Source organism: Dellaglioa sp. CoH-57-MRSF-19, assembly GCF_056781975.1.
The window spans coordinates 1-448 of sequence record NZ_JBXAXW010000141.1 but is presented as its reverse complement, the minus strand read 5'-3'; the positions used below and the strand labels follow the sequence as shown (position 1 = coordinate 448).

The 448-nt window shown below is 62.9% G+C and carries 1 protein-coding gene; it reads left to right on the top strand.

What is annotated here, in order from left to right:
- Positions 1-448, top strand: a 448-nt coding sequence (locus AC1RO3_RS08655; RefSeq protein ID WP_481764027.1) for an ATP-grasp domain-containing protein, incomplete at both ends; no start/stop codon positions are given.

Genomic DNA, 448 nt, shown 5'->3' with positions numbered 1-448 from the left:
AGGGAATCGACTACCGGTATGGCCGTGATCTGCGCAAGCTCAAGCAGACGGTGACACGTGAGCTGGAGCTGCCGGTCTTCGTCAAACCCGCTCGACTCGGAGCCTCCTACGGCATCTCCCGCGTCCTGCTACCACGTGAGCTGACGACCGCGCTCGAGGACGCCGCCAAGCACGACCCTGTCGTCCTCGTCGAAGAATCCGTTCGACCTCCCTTCATTGAGATCGAAGTGCCCATGATCATCGGATCCTCCATCCGAGCGGCAGACCCTGCGCTGATCAAGCTTCCAGCCTCCAGCGTGTGGCACGACACCAAGAGTAAGTACTCCACGGACACCACCATGGAGCCGATTCACGACGACATGATCCGGCGCCACGCGCTCACGGCAGCGCAGCACGCGGCGGAGCTCGCCGGCGTCACCGGAGCCTGTCGAGTGGATCTCTTCGTGGA